Source organism: Blautia sp. BIOML-A1 (assembly GCF_009883055.1).
Classification (GTDB): domain Bacteria; phylum Bacillota; class Clostridia; order Lachnospirales; family Lachnospiraceae; genus Blautia_A.
Genome location: NZ_WWVR01000032.1, coordinates 11,618 through 29,174 on the forward strand (window position 1 = coordinate 11,618; position 17,557 = coordinate 29,174).

The following is a 17,557-nucleotide window of genomic DNA, read 5'->3' on the forward strand; positions in this document are numbered from 1 at the left end:
AATGGAAATCAAAAAACAGACAAACTTAAAAGGAACCCTGACTGTTCCCGGTGACAAGTCGATTTCTCACCGGGCAGTCATGTTTGGCTCACTTGCCCGAGGCACAACCAGAATCTCTCATTTTCTTGAGGGCGCTGACTGTCTTTCTACAATCTCCTGTTTCCGCAAAATGGGAATCGAGATAGACCGCAATAAAGATGAGATTCTTGTACACGGCAGAGGGCTTCACGGCCTCACAACCCCGACTGAAATCCTTGACGTCGGCAACAGCGGAACTACGACCCGACTGATCTCCGGAATCCTTGCCGGACAGACTTTCACCTCCGAACTGGACGGAGATGATTCGATCCGTACCCGTCCGATGAAACGCATCATGACACCTCTGGCCTCCATGGGAGCCGATATCACAAGCAGGCTTGATAACGGCTGTGCACCGCTTATCATCCACGGCAGACCACTTCACGCCGCTCATTATGATTCACCGGTCGCTTCCGCACAGGTCAAATCCTGCGTCCTGCTTGCCGGTATGTATGCCGATGGGATCACCAGCGTGACGGAACCATTTCTTTCCCGAAACCATACAGAGATCATGCTGAATTATTTTGGTGCAGAAATCACTTCCGAAGGAACCACAGCATCCATCAGACCGGAACCTGTTCTGGAAGGAAGAGACATTCAGGTACCTGGTGATATTTCTTCTGCCGCCTACTTTATCGCAGCCGGTCTTCTGACTCCGGGAAGCGAGATCCTGCTTAAGAATGTAGGGATCAATCCGACCAGAGCCGGAATTATAAAGGTCTGCATGGATATGGGTGCTGATATCACTCTCCTCAATGAGAGTACAGAGGGCGAACCGACCGCCGATCTTCTGATCCGCACCAGTTCCCTTAAAGGAACGACCATCGAGGGAAGCATCATCCCGACATTGATCGATGAGATTCCGATGATCGCTGTCATGGCCGCTTTTGCCGAAGGTACCACCATTATCCGCGATGCCCAGGAACTCAAAGTCAAGGAATCTGACCGTATTGCTGTTATGGTTGACAACCTCAGACGCATGGGGGCTGACATTGAAGGAACGGATGACGGCATGATCATCCACGGCGGACGTCCACTCCACGGTGCAGTGATCGATTCTCATCTTGATCATCGTATTGCCATGAGCTTTGCTGTAGCCGGAATGATCTGTGACGGCACTGTAGAAATTCTGAACGGAGAATGTGTCAACATCTCCTATCCGGAATTTTATCAGGATCTTTACCGTTTAGGCCAGTCATAAAATAAGGAGTCAAGCATGCCGCCAAAGAAAAAACGCAAAAAACGTCTGCATCAGAAATCCCGCTACTATCGCAGAAAGCAGCAGCTCACTCAGCGTATACTCATAAGCTGTGGTGCAGTTCTGATTCTGCTGCTGCTTTTTATTCTGGTACGAGGCTGTTCTGCAGGCAAAAAAAATTCCACCAAGGCCAGTGCATCTTCCAAATCAAAGACAGAAGCTTCTTCTGATGCGCAGGTCACACCTTTACCAACAACTGCCCCTGTATCTCTCACCGTCAGCGTTGTCGGTGACTGTACTCTGGGTACGGACGAAAATTTCGACTATGATACCAGTCTTAATGCCTGTTATGACAATTATGGTGCAGATTATTTCTTTTCCAATGTAAAGAGTATTTTTTCTGCTGATGATCTGACCATTGCCAATTTCGAGGGAACCCTTACCGATTCTGAAGAACGAGAAGACAAGGAGTATGCCTTCAAGGCCCCTGCTGAATATGCCGGCATTCTTACCTCCGGTTCCGTCGAAGCTGTCAACACTGCCAACAACCACAGCCACGATTATGGCGATCAGGGCTATGAAGATACCATCTCCGCACTCGACAGTGCAGGAATCCTGAATTTCGGATATGATAAGACGGTTGTAACAGAAGTCAAAGGAATCAAGGTCGGACTGGTCGGAATCTATGAATTAAAGGATCACCTTGAGCGCAAGGAACAGCTCAAACAGAACATCGCCAAGGTAAAAGCCGAGGGTGCACAGATCACGATCGTGATCTTCCACTGGGGAAATGAAAAAGAAGAAGTCCCTGACAGCAATCAGACCACTCTCGCTCACCTTGCTATTGATGAGGGAGCTGATCTGGTATGCGGGCATCATCCGCATGTGCTTCAGGGAATTGAAGAATATAAAGGAAAGAATATTGTTTACAGTCTTGGAAACTTCTGCTTCGGCGGAAACCAGTATCCGAGTGATATGGACACCATGATCTTCCAGCAGACCTTCACTGTAGATCAAAACGGAGTAAAAGCGGACAATGTCACCAACATCATCCCCTGCTCTGTCTCCTCTGATTCGGATTACAACAATTATCAGCCAACTCCCGCCGAAGGTGACGAGGCAGCACGTATTCTCAATAAGATCCAGGAACGTACTGCTATGATCACCGATGGAACTGCCTCCACTTCTGATTCTTCCGAAGATTATGATTCTTCTGACAATGAAGAGGACAGTTCTTATGATAATTCCGGCTATGAGGAAAATAGTTCTTACGATGATTCTTCGGACTATACAGAAGACAGTTCTTATGATTATGACGAAGACAGTTCCTACGATTATACAGAGGATACTTCCTATGATGATTCTTATGAAGAATAACTGGTAACTGTTCAGTTCCCGGAGGTTCAGGGTGCTTTCTGAATATTCTCAGTAAGTACTCTGATCTCCGGGATCTTTTTTACTGTATCCAGAAGTTCCTGGAGAAAATCCAGAACCAGTGCCCCGGCATTTCTCTGGTCGCCCATGATCGCATAGCACGTACGGTATTCCGGGCCATTTTCCAGTGATACGAGACGGCATCCGCCTTCCTCTGAAAGCTTCTGTCCAATAGTTGCCGGCATGATCGCCCAGGTCTTCTCAAGGTCAAGAAGCTGACGCAGAAGTGCCATATTATCGAGAGATACCTTCACCTCTGAGTTGTTTCCAAACCAGTAATTATGCCACATCATAAAAGAGTTACTCCACGGGATATAAATCTCGTCCGCACTCCTTAGATAAGAAGGGAGAATACCGTCCTCATATCTGGCATCTTCATTACAGACCAGAACCAGTTTTTCCTCAAAAAGCGGTACCGTCTGCACCTTCTTAAAAAAATGTGGGTTTGTGATCAGTCCCATATCTACTTCTTTGTTCTCAACCGCCTTATAAGATATATTGGAACGCATGGTATCAATATGAAGACTGCAGTTTTTATGTTTCTCCAGGAAACTGCCGATGATCTGCGGCATGAAATAAAAATTCAGACTGTCCACATTTGCGATCTTCAGAATATCAGATGGTTTTTCATTCTGGATCTGACTTGTTTCCAGCCACAGCTGTTCCCATTTACGGGCAAGGGGCACAAAACGCTTTCCTGCATCTGTGAGTTCCAGTGTGCGGGCACCTTTTTTGCGGATAACAAGTTCTGTTCCAAGTTCTTCCTCCAGAGCAGACAGACGATGGCTCAGTGCAGGCTGTGAGACGAACAAAACTTCTGCTGCCTTAGACAATGATGAACTGGATACAATTGTGAGAAATGTATGGATATCTGTGTAATTCAATTCAAACTCCTCCTTTTGTGACAGTATATGCATACGCTCAGAGCGTTGTCTCGGTCGAGAATAATACCTGTAGAGTTACTGTTCATTCCGTTCACAGCACCTGTGAACTACTTATAAATTCTTTTTATATTATATAGATAAAATATCGAATTTACAATATAATATTTTGATACTATAATATGCACAGATTAAGAAAGATAGGAATGATTTACATGGACAAGGCAATCCTTGAACGCCGGTTACATTTGACCGTAACTTTTATCGGTGGTTTTATGGGATGTTATGCAATTTTCAACCGTTGTGATGTTTTTGGTTCTGCACAGACCGGAAACCTGATCTCATTCGTTATGGATCTCACCGGACACTCTGATTCGCATATGTTTTTCCGTTTCTCTGCATTGCTGATCTACATTTTGGCAATGGTTGCAACCGTTTTTCTCTCACACAAGCTGCAGAAGACCACTCTGAAATTCGTCAGTCTTCTGATTGATGCCCTGGCTTTTCTCCTTCTCGGATTTCTTCCGGAGGATATGGATCCTTTCATTGCACTGTATCCTGTTTTTTTTGCCACGGCATTTCAGTGGTGTTCCTTCAAAGGTGCAGATGGATTCAACAGTTCCTGCATCTTCTGCACCAACAATCTCCGTCAGTGCACGACAGGATTTGCAGAATACCTTTACAGCAAAGATTCCGAGGCACTTCGAAGGGGAATTTTTTATGGAAAAGTACTTCTTTCTTTTTATCTGGGAGTTGCAGTATGTTTCCTGTTCTGTCAGAGATTTCATCTCACAGGTGCATGGGCAGGACTTCTCCCTGTATGTGCTGCACTTGTGCTCGTCAATGAAGAACGCGTTCTTTCCAGAGAGAAAGAGACAGAAAAAGAAGAGGTTCTCAGGATTCACGCCTGAGAGCCTCTTTTTTGTATTACCGACTTATTATGCTGCCGGCTCCTCTGCTGTTGTATCTGGTGCGCTGTCCTCAACCGCTGACTCCATAGTCATGAGAAGTCCGTCTGCCAGTTCCTGTGGAACACCAGCCTTCTTCAGATTCTCTGCAAGAACAGTCCAGTCCGCATTTGTGAGATATTCTGTCATAGCTTCCTGATCATCTGCTGTATAAACGATTCCAAGATTCTTGAGATCCGGAATTTCTGCTCCCTGACCATAGCCGCCTGTCAGAGAAAGTGTTCCAAGTGATACTCCAGATGTCACTAATGAAAGATCAAGTGTGCTTGTTTCAGCAGATGCGTCAGAATTCATGTTAATTACGGCACTGAAGCCATTCAGCATATTGGATACAGCGGCATCTCCACTGTCTTCAGATGTGCTTTCCGGGAAAGAAACGGTAAAAGTTCCGTTATAATATCCCGGTTTTTCCGGCTTGAGCTCAAGATTTTCCACCTTGATATCAAGTGTCTCTGTTCCATCCACTGCAAAGATATAATCTCCATTTAAGAGTCCGTCAGCCGATGCACCGCTTCCTGTAAGTGTCAGATGACTGTCATCTGCGCCAACTTCCAGAAGAAGTGCTGTCTTTCCATCCTGTGAAGGTGTTTTCAGAGTAAATATCGGTTCGTAATCTGCTCCGTCAACAATCCCTATCTCACGTCCGACAATCTTGTTTTCTCCATTTACCCAGACTCTCTCAGAAAAATCCTCTGTAGTTTCACTGCCGTCCGTTTCTGCAGACTTTATATCCTCCAGCAGTTTCTCGACTGCCGACTGATATTCCGTATACTGATCTTCACTGGAATATCCATTCTCTGTCCAGTGATCAAAAAGACCCTTGATCTCTGCGTCATCCTTAGCCGATACAAGGATATTCTCAAGCATGGTCCGGGCAGCAGCCCCTGTGATCTTTCCTTCGTATACCGTGCAGTCTTCACCGATACCTTCTACAGAAACATTCTCCTCAACAGTACTCCCCTCTTCCACGCTGTCAATCACAAGTGTTCCATAACGGTCAAGAAGCGTTCTGGTTGTCTCCGCATCCGGCAGGGCAGAATCCAGATCTGATAACACATTCATATAAGTCTGCATGATTTCCTGTGATTCACCATTCATTTCATCCGCCGTCTTAACTGCAATATATGCGTCAGAAATCTCCGGAACCTGAATGTACTGCGTCATCTCTGCCATATCCTGATATATATTCAGATCACAGATCTTTTCTCCATTCAGAAGAATGGTCGAATCAATCGCCTCTATTCCGTCTTTTACAGAAATATCCATATCCATTTTCAGATCCTGTAACCACGTCAGATCTTCCTGTCCAAGCATGGAGCCAATAATTGCCTTGCCGGTATCTTCTACCTTAAGCGTCAGCGTTCCCTTTGAGCCCTGCAGAGATCTGTTCACATCCTGCGCATATCCATCAATTGCCCCCGCAACTGATTCTGTAAGTGTCTGAAGAGATGCCCTGGCTGTCTCCTGATAGGAACCAGCAGCCCATACATTACTTCCTCCTGCCAGGATCATCGAAGAACTCATTGCCACAGCTACAGTCTTTTTAAGAATATTTCTTCCTCGATTCATACTCGAAACCCTCCTGTCTTTAAAAAATTGTAACTGTTCAACACTTTCACAGTTACTAAAAAACAATATATCAGATGATTATATCTTATCATATTTTTCGACACCATACAACCAATTTCGCGTGAATATTCTGAATTTTTACAGTAATATATTTTGTTCACAGGTAACAGTGATCTAACCACTCTGATTTTTGTTTGTTGGTTGACTTTTTTTCTTCCGACTGTTATTCTTGAAACAAAAAAAAGGAAGTACATTCTATGACAGAAGAAGAAATAAAAAAACAAATTGAAATTCAACGAAATTATTTTTACACAGGAGCAACCCTCCCTGTAAAAGGTCGGATAGAAGTCCTCAAAAAATTAAAGGAGTATATCGTGGGACATGAAAAAGAGATACACGATGCCCTCCATGAAGACCTTGGCAAAAGCTCTTTTGAGAGCTATATGTGCGAAACGGGACTCGTCTTAAGTGAGCTGACACACATGATCCAGCACATCGAAGAATACGCTGAGGAACAGGATGTCCACACGCCGATCTCCCAGTTTGCCGCCCGCAGTTATAAGAAACCAGTCCCCTATGGTGTGGTTCTCATCATGAGTCCGTGGAATTATCCATTTCTCCTTTCCCTTGACCCTCTGATCGATGCACTGGCTGCCGGAAATACTGTGATTCTTAAGCCCAGTGCCTACTCACCATCCACGACGGCAATGATTGAAACTCTTGTCAGGGACTGCTTTGAACCAGAACTTGTCTCAGTTGTCACCGGCGGTCGCGAAGAAAACACCTGTCTGCTCAATCAGCATTTCGATTATATTTTCTTTACCGGAAGCCAGAACGTCGGCAAAGAAGTTATGGCAAAGGCAAGTCAGTTCCTCACTCCTGTCACTCTGGAACTCGGTGGCAAAAGCCCCTGTATCGTGGATCGTAAATGCAATCTGAAACTTGCTGCCCGCAGGATTGTTTTTGGAAAATTTCTTAACTGCGGCCAGACCTGTGTCGCTCCTGATTACATCTATTGTGACCGCAAGATCAAGGATCGTCTTGTAAAGCATCTGATCCGGCAAATCCGCCGGCAGTATTCGGAAACACCTCTTCAGAATCCAAATTATGGAAAAATCATCAATGAAAAGCATTTTCACAGACTCTGTGATCTGATCACCTCCGGAAAAGTATCCTATGGCGGGGCTTCCGATCCGGATACGCTTCGCATTGAGCCGACGATTCTTGACTTTGTCTCCTTTGATGATCCGGTGATGCAGCAGGAGATTTTTGGTCCGATCCTTCCGATTATAACTTATGATTCTATGGATGAGGTTATTCCAAAGATCAACTCCATGTCTCATCCTCTCGCACTTTATATTTTTACTTCCCGGCGAAAAACTGCCCGGAAATTTATGGAACAGTGCAGTTTCGGAGGTGGATGTATCAACGATACTCTGATTCATCTTGCAACTTCCGAAATGGGATTCGGTGGTCTTGGCGAAAGTGGAATGGGTGCTTATCACGGCGAAGAAGGATTTCGGACCTTCTCACATTACAAGAGCATCGTAAACAAAAAAACCTGGATCGATCTTTCCATGCGCTACCAGCCATATACACCACGCAACGAAAAACTGCTGCGAAAATTCCTGAAATAAGTCGTAACTGTTCCGTATCCTCACAGTTACGAGTCAAAATGCATTCTAAATCACCTTCGGTGATGGCATTTTGCCTTATATGTCTCGGGATTTTGGCAAAAAACATGCCAAAACACCTCGCGGGATACTACCTTCTGAATAGTTACAATAAGTCAAAGAATATGACGGACTTAAATAGTCCGTCATAAATTCAGAATGATTTTGTGTACTTTTTTCCTTACAAAATAATAACAGATTACCTGCAGGATGATTGTGATGATCCAGGATACCGGATAGGAGATAAAGAGGAAACTTAAGCTTCGATGATGTGGAAACAATCCAAAGATCCACACAATACGTGTTCCTACTGTACCAATAATAGAAAGGATCATCGGCACGCCAGACCGTCCCATTCCACGAAGCGCACCCGGAATCAGATCCATGATGCCGCAGCAGAAATACGGGATCGTTGTGTAGGCAAGAATCTCAATGCCACACTGGATAACCTTTGGATCACTGGTATACAGGCGGAGTAATTTATCACCAAAGAAATACGCCCCGCATCCTAAAGTAAATGAAACTGCAAAGGACAAAATAACACAATCCAGAAGGACTTTGTCCATACGTTTCGTCTTACGTACACCATAGTTCTGGCTTGTAAAGCTCATACAGGACTGTGTTACAGCGTTCACCGAAACATACAAAAATCCAAAAATATTATTTGCAGCTGTATATCCTGCCATGGCAATCGAACCAAAAGAATTTACGGAGGACTGCAGCAACGCATTGGAAATATTGATCACTGTACTCTGGATTCCCGCCGGAATTCCTACCTGGAAAATCTGACGCAGATAGTAGCCTTTTATGGTCAGCTTTGAAAATCTGAGCTGATAGCTTCCCTCTGAGCAATGCAGGCAGCGTAATACAAGTATGCAGGAAATACCCTGTGAAATTACCGTTCCGATCGCGACACCTGCCACTCCCATATGAAACACAATAACGAGAAGCATATTGATTCCTGCATTTGCAAGTCCCGATATGATCAGATAGAACAGAGGACGTTTGGTATCTCCCACCGCCCTTAAAATAGCTGCGCCATAATTGTACAGCATGAAGAACGGCATTCCAAGAAAGTAAATACGCATATATAGTGTTGAATGATCAATAACATTATCCGGTGTACCCATAATTTCAAGTGCCAGCCTAGAAAAAATCAGTCCGGCAAACGCCATGATGACACCACTGATCAGTGCAAGTGTGATCGCAGTATGCACTGTTTCAGACATTTCTTTATGTTTACCTGAAGCATAGAATCGTGCAGCGAGCACATTTGCTCCAAGAGATATTCCGATAAATAAATTTGTAAATACGGCAATCAGAGCGGTGGTCGATCCGACTGCCGCCAGTGCTTCACTTCCCGAAAACTGCCCTACAACAATGATATCTACAGCATTAAACATTAGCTGCAAAATTCCGGAAAGCATTAGAGGCATCGAAAACGAAATCAGCTTATCCATGATTGTGCCATTGCACATATCGATCTCATATTTGTTATTCTTCAAAACCACTTCCCCCAGACAATAAAAATAAAAATATTAATTACGTTAAAAGAACCCCATGGTATGATTTCTCACACCACGAGGTTCGGTATTACTCTGTTTGGACACAAGATATAAATCTATGATTTATATAGTTCAAGAACAATATGCTCTTAACGGTTTTTCTTATGCATTCTTCTCAGCGATTGCTGCCTGAGCTGCTGCCAGACGAGCGATCGGTACACGGAACGGTGAGCAGGATACATAGTTAAGGCCAAGTTTATGGCAGAATTCTACGGAAGATGGATCTCCACCGTGCTCACCGCAGATACCAACATGGAGATTCGGGTTAACCGGTCTTCCAAGTTCGATAGCCATCTTCATGAGTTTGCCAACGCCAACCTGGTCAAGTTTAGCGAATGGGTCATTCTCGAAGATCTTAGCATCATAGTAAGCGTCAAGGAACTTACCAGCATCATCACGGGAGAATCCGTATGTCATCTGTGTAAGGTCATTTGTACCGAAGCAGAAGAAGTCAGCTTCTTTAGCGATGTCATCAGCTGTAAGAGCTGCTCTCGGGATCTCGATCATAGTACCAACTTCGTATTCAAGGTTAGCACCAGCTGCTTTGATCTCAGCGTCTGCAGTTTCTACTACGAATTTCTTAACATATTTAAGCTCTTTGATGTCGCCAACAAGCGGGATCATGATTTCCGGTTTGATTGTCCAATCCGGATGAGCGTTCTGAACTTTGATTGCTGCACGGATAACAGCTGATGTCTGCATCTTAGCAATTTCCGGATAGGTAACTGCAAGACGGCATCCACGATGACCCATCATTGGGTTGAATTCATGGAGAGAATCAATGATTGTCTTGATCTCTTCAACAGTTTTACCCTGAGCGTCAGCAAGTTTCTTGATGTCAGCTTCTTCTGTAGGAACGAATTCATGAAGCGGCGGATCCAGGAAACGGATAGTAACCGGGTTTCCTTCCAGAGCTTCGAACAGTCCTTCGAAGTCTTCCTGCTGATATGGAAGAATTTTTGCAAGAGCTGCTTCTCTTTCTTCTACTGTTGTGGAGCAGATCATTTCACGGAATGCATCGATACGTCCCTCACCGAAGAACATATGCTCTGTACGGCAAAGACCGATACCTTCTGCACCAAGCTCAACTGCTTTCTTAGCATCTTCCGGTGTATCTGCGTTTGTACGAACTTTCATTGTTCTGTATTTGTCAGCCCAAGCCATGATACGGCCGAACTCACCAGCGATTGTAGCATCTACAGTCGGGATGATTCCGTCATAGATGTTACCTGTTGTACCATCGATGGAGATGAAGTCTCCTTCGTGGAATTCTTTACCAGCCAGTGTAAATTTCTTGTTTTCTTCATCCATAGCGATATCACCGCATCCGGATACACAGCACTCACCCATACCACGGGCAACTACTGCAGCGTGAGAAGTCATACCACCACGAACTGTCAGGATACCCTGAGCAGATTTCATACCTGTGATATCTTCCGGAGATGTCTCAAGACGAACCAGAACGACTTTCTCTCCTCTTGCAGCCCATTCAACAGCGTCATCAGCTGTGAATACAACTTTACCGCAAGCAGCTCCTGGAGAAGCTCCAAGACCTTTGCCCATCGGTGTAGCAGCTTTAAGAGCAGCTGCATCGAACTGCGGATGAAGCAGAGTGTCAAGGTTACGTGGGTCGATCATTGCAACAGCTTCTTCTTCTGTTCTCATTCCCTCATCAACAAGGTCACAAGCGATCTTCAGAGCAGCCTGAGCAGTTCTCTTACCATTACGTGTCTGCAGCATGTAAAGTTTACCGTGCTCTACAGTGAACTCCATGTCCTGCATATCTCTGTAGTGATCTTCCAGAGTTTTGCAAACCTGTTTGAACTGTACGAATGCTTCCGGGAATTTCTGTTCCATTTCGGTGATGTGCATAGGTGTACGAACACCGGCAACAACGTCCTCACCCTGAGCGTTTGTCAGGAATTCACCGAACAGACCGTTAGCTCCTGTAGCAGGGTCACGTGTGAAGGCAACACCTGTACCACAGTCATCTCCCATGTTACCGAATGCCATCATCTGTACATTAACAGCGGTTCCCCAGGAATATGGGATATCGTTGTCACGACGATAAACGTTTGCACGCGGGTTGTCCCAGGAACGGAATACAGCTTTGATAGCGCCCATTAACTGTTCCTTCGGATCAGTTGGGAAATCAGAACCGATTTTTTCTTTATATTCAGCTTTGAACTGTTCTGCCAGTTCTTTGAGGTCGTCAGCTGTAAGTTCAACGTCCTGTTTAACGCCTCTCTTAGTTTTCATTTCGTCGATCAGCTCTTCGAAATATTTCTTACCAACTTCCATAACTACGTCAGAGTACATCTGGATGAATCTTCTGTAGCAGTCCCAAGCCCAACGTGGGTTGTTTGATTTCTCGGAAAGAGTATTAACTACTTCTTCATTTAATCCAAGGTTCAGGATAGTATCCATCATACCAGGCATGGATGCTCTGGCACCAGAACGAACGGAAACAAGCAGTGGATTTTCTTTGTCACCGAATTTCTTACCGGTAACTCCTTCCATTTTGGTGATCGCTTCCATGATCTGATCCATGATCTCGTCATTGATCTGTCTTCCGTCTTCATAGTACTGTGTGCAGGCTTCTGTTGTGATTGTGAATCCCTGCGGTACCGGAAGACCAAGGTTTGTCATTTCAGCAAGGTTGGCACCTTTACCACCCAGAAGGTTTCTCATATCAGCGTTACCTTCTGTAAACATGTAAACCCATTTTGCCATTTTACATTTCCTCCTAATAATTGTTCTTTCACATAAAAAACTATGTTTTACGCACATAATTATTGTATAGACTTTAATACAATTAGTCAAGGTTAAACTGTCAAAAAAAGGGGAAAGTTTTTGTCATAATATGTAAAAAACTTTCCCTTTATCACTGATTCTGTTTTAGCGTTTCTTTTTGAGGTTGAGTACAAGATGTCTAGGAAGACCATTTACCATGATCGGCTGGTAATCTCCCTGGATCAGCGGGCTGATGTAATCTACAAAATCTTTGGTTACATAGGTAGCATCCTTATTCATCCAGCTTCTCGGAACAACCTTCTCCTCATTAGCGATTCTGTGTACATCGTAGATTCCGGTCTTAGCCATATACGGGTCATCGGAAACACGGTCGATTACGATCATCTTGCCGGTATCGCCTTCATCAGCTGCCTTAACGGCTGCACCACCTACCATAAATGCTTCATCTATATCCACGCGGGATGCCATATGTGAAGCGCTTCTCTGAAGAGTGGAAAGTTCTACGGCTCTTGTCTTGCAGCCGCACTCTGCCGCAAGGAAGTTTGCAAGATAAGTTGCTGTTCCTGCAAGCTGTTTGTGTCCGAATGCGTCCACATAATCTCCTGAGCTTCCGAGTTCGCAGACATAACGGCCGTCAGCAAGGCGGATACCTTCGGAAACTGCGATCACTACGGAAGATTTCTTCTTAAGGAGTTCTTTGACTTTGACAAGGAATTTGTCAATATCAAATGGTACTTCCGGGAGGTAGATAAGATCTGGTCCGTCGCAGTCTTCTGTTCTGGCAAGTGCAGTCGCGCCTGTAAGCCATCCTGCGTTTCGTCCCATGATCTCCATGATTGTGATCATGCTCTTCTTGTAGGTAAGTCCCTGTGCGTCGCGGATCACTTCTTTGGTAGAGGCTCCGATGTATTTGGCTGCGCTTCCGAATCCAGGTGTATGGTCGGTCAATGCCAGGTCGTTATCGATTGTCTTCGGCACACCAAGGAATTTCTGTGTCTGTCCTGTCAAGATCGCATAGTCAGAAAGTTTCTTGATCGTGTCCATGGAATCGTTTCCGCCAATATAGATAAATGCATCAATGTCAAGACGGTTCAGTATATCAAAGATTCTCTCATAGATAGTCTTATCTTCATGGATCTCAGGAAGTTTAAAACGGCAGGATCCCAGAAAAGCGGATGGTGTTCTCTTGAGGAGTTCGATATCCAGTTCTGAGTGGATCTGTGTGGAAAGATCAATATACTGCTCATCCAGAAGTCCCTGTATTCCGTGCAGCATTCCGTATACTTTGTCGAAGCCTCTCTCAATGGCATTCTTGTATACTCCTGCCAGACTGGAATTGATTACTGATGTAGGACCTCCGGACTGTCCTACGATGATATTGCGTTTTTTTGCCATGCTGTCATCTCCTTTTGTGCATTTATGCATTACATATAATGTATAATATTACCAAAAGTTATTTGATTAGTCAAGTTATTTTGTGCAATATGTATTGTTTAAATTTCGTAAATATCTATATTTATAGAAATTATGTTTATATTTAACAAAATATCTCGGAATATAACTTGTAATTCTGCCCATTTATATTCACTTCACTCATCTTCACTTCATGAAACAGGCTATATATGTGTTGGAGATTTTCTCTCTTATGCTTACTTCACGAAACAGGCTATATATGTGTTGGTATTCTCCTCATGTGAGAGACTTCTAATATACTAGAACAGCTATCAATATACTAAAAACGCCATGAGAAATGACATAACTCGCTTACGCTCAAACAATGTCATTTCTCACGGCAACGTATATTTCTATCTGTTAAGTATATTTACGAAGTATCTCAGGCTCGCAGAATCCTCAACACATACACCACGCTGTTTCTGATATTACATATTTCACAAGAGATTACATAACTGCTTTCATTAAACTTTTCATACTCTCCTGCACAAACAGTTTCTTGACAGTGGATTGGCGGCGGACGAAGCCGCCGCGGCCAGCGTCACCCCCGGCATAGCTTCGCTGAGTCGTCTGCCATCTAAGTAATTACATAAAAAACGCAAAACACCCGTAGATATTATATGATACAGCAAACCTTCTGCAGGAAATCTGACAGTTCTTAGATGGGAATAAATCGTGTTGTCTGTAAAAATCATACTGTTTGAGCGAAGCGAGTTTATGATTTTTACAGACGGTTTTAACGATGCAATTCACATCTTAGAAATGACGATTTCCGAAGCCTGTTTGCCGGTATCATATATATCATACGGGTGAATTTATATATCTCTTTATTTACTTAGAATGTAAACTTGTCAGCGAAATATGCCTCAAGCTCTTCAATCTTCACACGAACCTGCTCCATGGTATCACGGTCACGGACTGTTACAGCACCATCATTCTCAGACTCAAAGTCATAAGTAATACAGAACGGAGTTCCGATCTCATCCTGTCTTCTGTAACGTTTACCGATATTTCCACGGTCATCAAATTCACAGTTATATTTCTTGCTGAGCTGGTGGAAGATCTTCTCCGCACCCTCGTTCAGCTTCTTGGACAGCGGAAGGACACCGATCTTAACCGGAGCCAGAACCGGATGGAAATGAAGCACGGTACGAACATCGTTCTTCTCTGCATCCAGAACTTCCTCGTCATATGCACTGCACAGGAAAGCAAGTACCATACGGTCTGCACCAAGTGACGGCTCAATAACATACGGAATATATTTCTGTTTCTTCTCATCATCGAAGTATGTCAGATCCTGTCCGGATACATTCTGATGCTGTGTCAGGTCATAATCTGTTCTGTCAGCGATTCCCCACAGTTCGCCCCATCCAAACGGGAACAGGAACTCTACGTCTGTGGTGGCCTTGCTGTAGAAGCTCAGCTCTTCTTTATCGTGGTCACGATAACGTACCTCGTCATCCTTAAGACCAAGAGAACTCAGCCAGTCAAGACAGAACTGCTTCCAGTATGCAAACCACTCAAGGTCTGTATCCGGCTCGCAGAAGAATTCAAGTTCCATCTGCTCGAACTCACGGGTACGGAATGTGAAGTTACCCGGTGTGATCTCGTTACGGAAGGATTTACCGATCTGTCCGATACCAAACGGAATCTTCTTACGGGAAGTTCTCTGTACATTCTTGAAGTTTACAAAAATACCCTGTGCTGTTTCAGGTCTTAAATAAACTGTATTCTTGGCATCCTCAGTTACACCCTGGAATGTCTTGAACATCAGGTTGAACTGACGGATATCTGTGAAGTTGTGCTTGCCGCAGGACGGACACGGAACTTCATGCTCCTTGATGAAATCCATCATCTGCTCCTGAGACCATGCGTCTACACTTCCCTCAATTGCGATGTCATGCTCTGCACAGAAATCCTCGATCAGTTTGTCTGCACGGAAACGCTCATGACATTCCTTACAGTCCATCAGAGGATCGGAGAATCCGCCAAGATGACCGGATGCAACCCATGTCTGTGGATTCATCAGGATCGCACAGTCCACACCGACATTGTACGGGGATTCCTGAATAAATTTCTGCCACCATGCACGTTTTACGTTGTTCTTAAGTTCAACGCCAAGGTTACCGTAGTCCCAGGTATTTGCAAGACCTCCATAAATTTCTGAACCAGGATAAACGAATCCTCTGGCCTTTGCCAGAGCAACAATTTTCTCCATTGTTTTTTCCATGATATCTCTCCTCATTGTTTAATTAGTGAAAACCTAAGTGTTCTCATTATACCTCATTTAAAATATATTTCAACTCATTTATTTCATAACCTCCAGAATCTGGAGACTTCGAAACCTTTTGTCCGTATTTGCAGCCGTATATCTATGTATGATATGCTCCAGTTCCAGAAGCACCTCATCCTTTACCGTAAAGGTATACAGCTTTCCCATCGGGGCTGTGGCAATAAAACGCATCGCATAAAGTGCCGAAGGTGAAATCCGAAGATTTCCCTTCTGTCCGGATGCACATTTGGCGCACAAAATCCCATGCAGTTCCTGCGAAAAGAAAGTCTGGCCTTCCGGGATTTCCTCTCTTGCGCACAACGCACATTGAAACAGTTCCGGGCAAAGCCCCTGCTCCGTCATCGTCCGCAGTTCATAAATACAGCGGATCAGACGATTATCCATCTTAGGATTCAGAAGAGCTCTGACCGTAACATACAGAAGATTCATCATCTCCCTCTCGTCAGTCCCTTCCCGCCCGAAATAATCCGCCAGTTCCAGGAAATAATACCCATAATAAACTCCCGGCTGCATTGCTGCCAGTTCCACAAAATGGTGGGATACTGACACCTGATTCAGATTATAACTGCTTCTGCCTTCAAACAAAGTAAAGGTTCCGAAAACAAAAGGATCTGCTGCTGCCAGAAACGGACTGTTCGGTCGTCTTGCCCCCTTGGCAAAAGCCGAAATCTTTCCCCTCTCTCTGGTCAGCAAAACAATTCTTTTGTCGTATTCGCCAATCGGCATCGCAGAGATCACAACTCCCTGCACGGTGATCAGATCACTCATTTATCAGATTTCCTTCTTGTTATAGCCGAAGTTTTTGATCATAAAGTCACTGTCGCGCCAGTCCTTACGAACCTTGACCCAGATTTTCAGATTAACCCTGGCATCCAGCATTCTCTCCAGCTCATAGCGGGCGTTACTGCCGATTTTTTTGAGCATGGCACCCTGCTTTCCAATGATAATGCCCTTGTGGGAATCCCTCTCACAGATGATCGTCGCTTCAATATCAACCAGATTCCTTTTTCCGGGACGTTCTTTCATAGAGTCAATTGCGACCGCGATACCATGCGGAATCTCTGCATCCAATGCATGAAGTGCCTTCTCACGGATGATCTCCGCTGCAATCTGTCTCTGTGGCTGGTCTGTTACCGTATCCTCATCGTAGAACATCGGTCCATATGGCAGATATTTCAAAATACATGGAATAATATCCTCTGTATTCTGGTTTCGAAGTGCAGAACACGGAATGATCTCGTCAAAATCATAAAGCTTACGGTACGTGTCGATCGCCTTCAGGATCTCATCCTTATCCACGGTATCGACCTTGTTGATAATAAGGATAACCGGAACATGAAGTCCTTTAAGCTGGTCTGCAATGTGACGCTCTCCTGCACCGATAAAAGTGGTAGGCTCTACCAGCCAAAGGATCACATCTACATCTTTGAGTGTCCTCTCCGCTACCTGGACCATGTATTCGCCCAGTTTATTCTTCGCCTTGTGAATACCCGGAGTATCCAGAAAAACGATCTGCCCGTCTTCGCAGGTATATACCGTCTGGATACGGTTTCTGGTCGTCTGCGGTTTCTTGGATGTGATCGCGATCTTCTGTCCGATCAGATGATTCATCAGTGTTGATTTTCCAACATTCGGACGTCCGATGATCGCTGCAAATCCGGATTTAAAATTATCTTTCATTCTTTCACTCCT

12 protein-coding genes are annotated in these 17,557 nt (G+C 44.5%); 4 read left to right on the forward strand and 8 right to left on the reverse strand.

Annotation, left to right across the window (positions count from 1 at the left end):
• Window position 1: 1 nt before the first annotated feature.
• Window positions 2-1,279, forward strand: a complete 1,278-nt coding sequence (gene aroA / locus GT674_RS12940) for a 3-phosphoshikimate 1-carboxyvinyltransferase (RefSeq protein WP_161286089.1) — start codon at window positions 2-4, stop codon at window positions 1,277-1,279.
• A 15-nt stretch (window positions 1,280-1,294) separates the two neighbouring features.
• A complete protein-coding gene (locus GT674_RS12945; RefSeq protein ID WP_161286090.1) occupies window positions 1,295-2,653 on the forward strand; it encodes a CapA family protein in 1,359 nt (452 codons plus the stop codon).
• Between the two features lie 26 nt (window positions 2,654-2,679).
• On the opposite strand, the gene GT674_RS12950 is transcribed toward GT674_RS12945, so the two are convergent.
• Window positions 2,680-3,594 (reverse strand): LysR family transcriptional regulator, encoded by a 915-nt coding sequence (locus tag GT674_RS12950; RefSeq protein WP_161286091.1) that lies wholly within the window; start codon window positions 3,592-3,594, stop codon window positions 2,680-2,682.
• 212 nt (window positions 3,595-3,806) lie between these two features.
• On the opposite strand from GT674_RS12950, the gene GT674_RS12955 reads away from it, so the two are divergent.
• Window positions 3,807-4,502, forward strand: coding sequence for a YoaK family protein (locus GT674_RS12955; protein ID WP_161286092.1), 696 nt, complete (start codon window positions 3,807-3,809; stop codon window positions 4,500-4,502).
• Between the two features lie 27 nt (window positions 4,503-4,529).
• Here the strand turns inward: GT674_RS12955 and GT674_RS12960 are convergent, their stop codons facing one another.
• On the reverse strand, window positions 4,530-6,128 hold the full coding sequence (locus GT674_RS12960; RefSeq protein WP_161286093.1) for a hypothetical protein: 1,599 nt from the start codon (window positions 6,126-6,128) through the stop codon (window positions 4,530-4,532).
• A gap of 257 nt (window positions 6,129-6,385) precedes the next feature.
• Between GT674_RS12960 and GT674_RS12965 the strand changes: the two genes are divergently transcribed.
• Complete coding sequence (locus GT674_RS12965) at window positions 6,386-7,765, forward strand: aldehyde dehydrogenase (protein ID WP_161286094.1); 1,380 nt, start codon at window positions 6,386-6,388, stop codon at window positions 7,763-7,765.
• A 182-nt stretch (window positions 7,766-7,947) separates the two neighbouring features.
• Here the strand turns inward: GT674_RS12965 and GT674_RS12970 are convergent, their stop codons facing one another.
• From GT674_RS12970 to era, 6 genes are all read right to left on the reverse strand, one after another.
• A complete protein-coding gene (locus GT674_RS12970) occupies window positions 7,948-9,279 on the reverse strand; it encodes an MATE family efflux transporter (protein ID WP_161286111.1) in 1,332 nt (443 codons plus the stop codon).
• Window positions 9,280-9,468: 189 nt separating this feature from the next.
• Complete coding sequence (gene ppdK, locus GT674_RS12975) at window positions 9,469-12,099, reverse strand: pyruvate, phosphate dikinase (RefSeq protein WP_161286095.1); 2,631 nt, start codon at window positions 12,097-12,099, stop codon at window positions 9,469-9,471.
• A gap of 165 nt (window positions 12,100-12,264) precedes the next feature.
• Entirely contained in the window at window positions 12,265-13,515 is a 1,251-nt protein-coding gene (locus tag GT674_RS12980) for a 6-phosphofructokinase (protein WP_161286096.1), read from the reverse strand.
• A gap of 892 nt (window positions 13,516-14,407) precedes the next feature.
• Window positions 14,408-15,802 carry a glycine--tRNA ligase gene (locus GT674_RS12985; protein ID WP_161286097.1) on the reverse strand — a complete coding sequence of 465 codons (1,395 nt, stop codon included), beginning with the start codon at window positions 15,800-15,802 and terminating at the stop codon, window positions 14,408-14,410.
• A gap of 78 nt (window positions 15,803-15,880) precedes the next feature.
• Window positions 15,881-16,633 (reverse strand): DNA repair protein RecO, encoded by a 753-nt coding sequence (gene recO / locus GT674_RS12990; RefSeq protein ID WP_161286098.1) that lies wholly within the window; start codon window positions 16,631-16,633, stop codon window positions 15,881-15,883.
• 3 nt (window positions 16,634-16,636) lie between these two features.
• The gene (era, locus tag GT674_RS12995) at window positions 16,637-17,545 is read right to left on the reverse strand and encodes a GTPase Era (protein ID WP_161286099.1); all 909 of its coding nucleotides are present in this window, start codon (window positions 17,543-17,545) and stop codon (window positions 16,637-16,639) included.
• Window positions 17,546-17,557: the final 12 nt, after the last annotated feature.